Raw genomic sequence first — 3,174 nt, forward strand, 5'->3', positions numbered from 1 at the left:
AAAAATGGGTGAGGAGGCTAAGTCTCTTTTGGAGTTGAAGGTTAGAAGGGAGGATTATGACGTCATAATTGAGGATGAAGGCTTCTTCCTCCGCCTGCATCCAGTACCTGTCTTTGGAGCTGATGGCAGCATAACCTTCCAAATTAATGTTTCAAACTGGAGTGAAGCATGTGAATATTTCCATTCGAAGTTTCATGCATCCATGGGTTTGGGAATAAATGAATTTCGAGTTGACAATCCATCGAGGAGGGAGAGTTTAATTGTGAAATGTGAGTCATTAGTGGAGATTATTCAAGTTTCAGGATGCTATGTGAAGGCATATAAGCCATACGTTCAAGTCTATTTTGAAAGGCCATATGGAGAAGTTTCCGAGAGATTGAATGTTGAGGAAGGGAAGGGGAAGGTTGTTAGGGCTGAGGGCTTCCAGATAAGGGATTATGGACCTAAACTCGATGAAGTTGGAGTATTCATTAGATTGAGTGATGGAAGCGAAGTACTAATACCTGAAAAGATGATGAGGGAAATTGTGAAGTCTTGGAGTGAGGTGTAATCAACAATTATTGAAAGGTGAGAGTCAATGAGTGAGCAGAGTCAACTGGAGAACCTATTGAAGTTTCTAACGCAATCAGTATTCACCTTTGACCTAAGAATACAGTGGCTTGAAAAGAGAATTTCAAATCTTGAGAAAGACTATGAGAAGATTAGTAGAAGGCTTGATGACATTGTAGATTTACTGAAGAGTTGGGGGGTGAAACTGTGAGTAAGCCTCGAATGATTATAAAGTCTGTTCGTGCAAGGCTAATTACGTTGCCGAAGGAGTTTCCAGACTGGGATCTAGTGCTAATCAGCATGGAGAAGGTCAGTGAAGATGAATACATATTGAGAATAAGGAGGGTGAAGTAGATGAGCAGGCTCGATAGAATTGAGGGGGATTTAAAGAAATTGGAAGATGAAGTTGACAACATCAAACGACAATTGGACATGTTGTTCAGTGAAATCGGGAAACTCAAAGCTGAATTAAATGAGATGCGGAGAAAGTTTGAAATGATGGAGATTGAACTATGGCAATTGAAAAGCAGAATTAAATATTAGCCTCCATACTCCTCAGTTTTTTCATTTTTATTATGATGTAATTGTCATCTTCATTGAACTCCTCTATTAGGACGTAGCCAGTATAATCCGTGAGTTTGTTCAAGTTCAAGTATAATCCAACTCTATGCCTGTATATCTTCCTGAACAATGGCAGTTTAACACTTCTTTTTTTTCCACTCATACTGTTTCACCATAATATTATAATATTATGTATTATTTAAACTTTATGTCGTAACGTAAGCTTTAAATATACGTTTGCCTCTACTTTATTTGAGGTGTTGAAAATGACGATACTACAAATTAGACTTACACCTAAAACATGGATTAGGGCTCCGCTCGCAATGAAGGAGCAGGTTAGGAGATATCTTGCTAAGGGTTGGGTTCCAAGCGATTATGAAAGCTTGGATAGAGTTTTCCCAAGAACCAGTGATGGGAAGCCATTCATCCCGAAAATATGGTTTGAAGCAGCAATGGTTAGGGCTGCAAGGCATCTTGGCATTGACACAAGGTTTGCCAGGGATGGATGGAGAATTGTGAGGAAAGTTGGCGAGAAATATTTCCCTGTAAACTATGTTGAAATTCCTGAGCGGCCACTTGTCTATATGAGGACAATTGCAGGTGTAAAGCAGAGCCTGGAAGTATTCGAATATATTGATGGAACATTCACACTGCAATTCGAAGTCGAAGTTGATGAGAAGGACTTAGATAAATTCATGGCATTACTGAAAGTTGCAGGGGAGCTTGGAATGATGTCAATGACGAAGAAGGGATACGGCAAATTCACATGCGAAGTTGGAATACTAAGCGAGGAGGAGCCATCAAAGAAGAGGAAGACAAGGGAAACACAAGAAAAAGTTTAAATTTCCCTACATTTCTACTTTTTTTTGGGGTGCCAAGTCAGTTCGATGCTTGATGACGTGGGGCTTCCCCCACATGAAAGCCATCTAACAGTTTTCATTGATCAACAATCAACCTGCACGTCGCATCCCGTAAGGAGCAAATGTCACTGTTCAAACATAATTTAACATCACGCCACAACCATCTTAAAATGATCATTTCTCAGACATAATCCCACACCACCAAATCAATAATTCTTCATTTCACATTCTACAAATAACGACACCCAAAAGCCACATCACTGCTTACACATTGCATCTAGCACTCATCAACCTCCAACTTACAATCACATTACTTGATGAAATGGCTTTAGCCATTGAAAGTCAATGAACATTATTTAAAAGCTATTCCACATATTTCAAATGTTATGACTCAAACATCAACCTCCAGTTCACAAAAGGCATAGATCAACTTTCCTTTCACATTTTACATCCTCCAAGCTACAACACTCATTTCCATTGCTTGATGAAGTGGAAACACTGAAAGCCAATGATCACCCATAATCATACAGGAGGCAACTAACACCACCCATATTCAATTTTCCATCGTACATCCATCAATGTGAAACGTTGCAACTCAAACATCAATTCCACCATACAGGTGTCAATTCACATTCTTCATGTTCCATCATTCATTAAACAACTTGCAAGGAGCATCATGCAGTTTTCACTCATCAATTTGCATCACTCATTATTGCTTGATGACGTAGGTTTAAGCCTACTTGAAAGCCAATTTTCATAGATCATTTGACATTGAGCCATGAACAGCATCCATAATCCACCCGCCATTTCATAAATCTCAATATATGATTTTCACAGACTATTTTACAGCTCACAAAATACATTCAACATGAAACATTATTTTCTATTGAACCAAAAGCTTTAAATATACGGTGCATTATAATATATTAGCGGTTGAAATGGAGTTCACCGATATACCATGTCATAGGTGTGGTGGGAGGATGCATCCGAACATTAGAAAAATTGAAGCCAATGGATACATGATTATTGAGGTAGTCTGGAAATGCGATAGGTGTGGAAGCATGAAGGGGGCAATTATTGGGGGAGGATAGATGCCTCTACCATATAAATTGAGGGATTTCCAGGAGAAGGCCGTTGAAATATTTTTGAAGAGGGGAAAGGGTGTGATCGTTGCTCCTACGGGTAGCGGTAAAACTGCAATTGC

Annotated in this window: 8 protein-coding genes; 7 read left to right on the forward strand and 1 reads right to left on the reverse strand. The window is 39.2% G+C overall.

All coding sequences use genetic code 11. The annotated features are described in order from the left end of the window. From MRT15_RS11560 to MRT15_RS11575, 4 genes are all read left to right on the forward strand, one after another. Nucleotides 1-550: hypothetical protein (locus MRT15_RS11560; protein ID WP_304330396.1), on the forward strand; the 550-nt coding region annotated here is incomplete at its 5' end. A 27-nt stretch (nucleotides 551-577) separates the two neighbouring features. Next, complete coding sequence (locus MRT15_RS11565) at nucleotides 578-760, forward strand: hypothetical protein (RefSeq protein WP_304330398.1); 183 nt, start codon at nucleotides 578-580, stop codon at nucleotides 758-760. Continuing rightward, nucleotides 757-903, forward strand: a complete 147-nt coding sequence (locus MRT15_RS11570; protein ID WP_304330400.1) for a hypothetical protein — start codon at nucleotides 757-759, stop codon at nucleotides 901-903. The genes MRT15_RS11565 and MRT15_RS11570 overlap by 4 nt, the downstream gene beginning before the upstream one ends. After that, nucleotides 904-1,092, forward strand: coding sequence for a hypothetical protein (locus MRT15_RS11575; protein ID WP_304330402.1), 189 nt, complete (start codon nucleotides 904-906; stop codon nucleotides 1,090-1,092). Here MRT15_RS11575 and MRT15_RS11580 read toward each other — a convergent pair. Further along, entirely contained in the window at nucleotides 1,082-1,273 is a 192-nt protein-coding gene (locus MRT15_RS11580; RefSeq protein WP_304330403.1) for a hypothetical protein, read from the reverse strand. The genes MRT15_RS11575 and MRT15_RS11580 overlap by 11 nt on opposite strands. A gap of 103 nt (nucleotides 1,274-1,376) precedes the next feature. Here MRT15_RS11580 and MRT15_RS11585 point away from each other — a divergent pair, with 103 nt between their 5' ends. The 3 genes from MRT15_RS11585 to MRT15_RS12685 form a co-directional block, all read left to right on the forward strand. Further along, nucleotides 1,377-1,952 (forward strand): hypothetical protein, encoded by a 576-nt coding sequence (locus MRT15_RS11585; RefSeq protein WP_304330405.1) that lies wholly within the window; start codon nucleotides 1,377-1,379, stop codon nucleotides 1,950-1,952. A gap of 956 nt (nucleotides 1,953-2,908) precedes the next feature. Continuing rightward, nucleotides 2,909-3,061 carry a hypothetical protein gene (locus tag MRT15_RS11590; RefSeq protein ID WP_304330407.1) on the forward strand — a complete coding sequence of 51 codons (153 nt, stop codon included), beginning with the start codon at nucleotides 2,909-2,911 and terminating at the stop codon, nucleotides 3,059-3,061. Next, nucleotides 3,062-3,174, forward strand: a 113-nt coding sequence (locus MRT15_RS12685; RefSeq protein ID WP_369684983.1) for a DEAD/DEAH box helicase family protein, incomplete at its 3' end; no start/stop codon positions are given. It lies immediately after the preceding gene.

The sequence above is a fragment of the Candidatus Culexarchaeum yellowstonense genome (genome assembly GCF_024707025.1).
Lineage (GTDB): Archaea > Thermoproteota > Methanomethylicia > Culexarchaeales > Culexarchaeaceae > Culexarchaeum.

Coding starts and splice junctions, on each gene's coding strand:
- MRT15_RS11565 (WP_304330398.1), top strand. CDS start 578: ATGAGTGAGCAGAGTCAACTGGAGAACCTATTGAAGTTTCTAACGCAA.
- MRT15_RS11575 (WP_304330402.1), top strand. CDS start 904: ATGAGCAGGCTCGATAGAATTGAGGGGGATTTAAAGAAATTGGAAGAT.
- MRT15_RS11580 (WP_304330403.1), bottom strand. CDS start 1,273: ATGAGTGGAAAAAAAAGAAGTGTTAAACTGCCATTGTTCAGGAAGATA.
- MRT15_RS11585 (WP_304330405.1), top strand. CDS start 1,377: ATGACGATACTACAAATTAGACTTACACCTAAAACATGGATTAGGGCT.
- MRT15_RS11590 (WP_304330407.1), top strand. CDS start 2,909: ATGGAGTTCACCGATATACCATGTCATAGGTGTGGTGGGAGGATGCAT.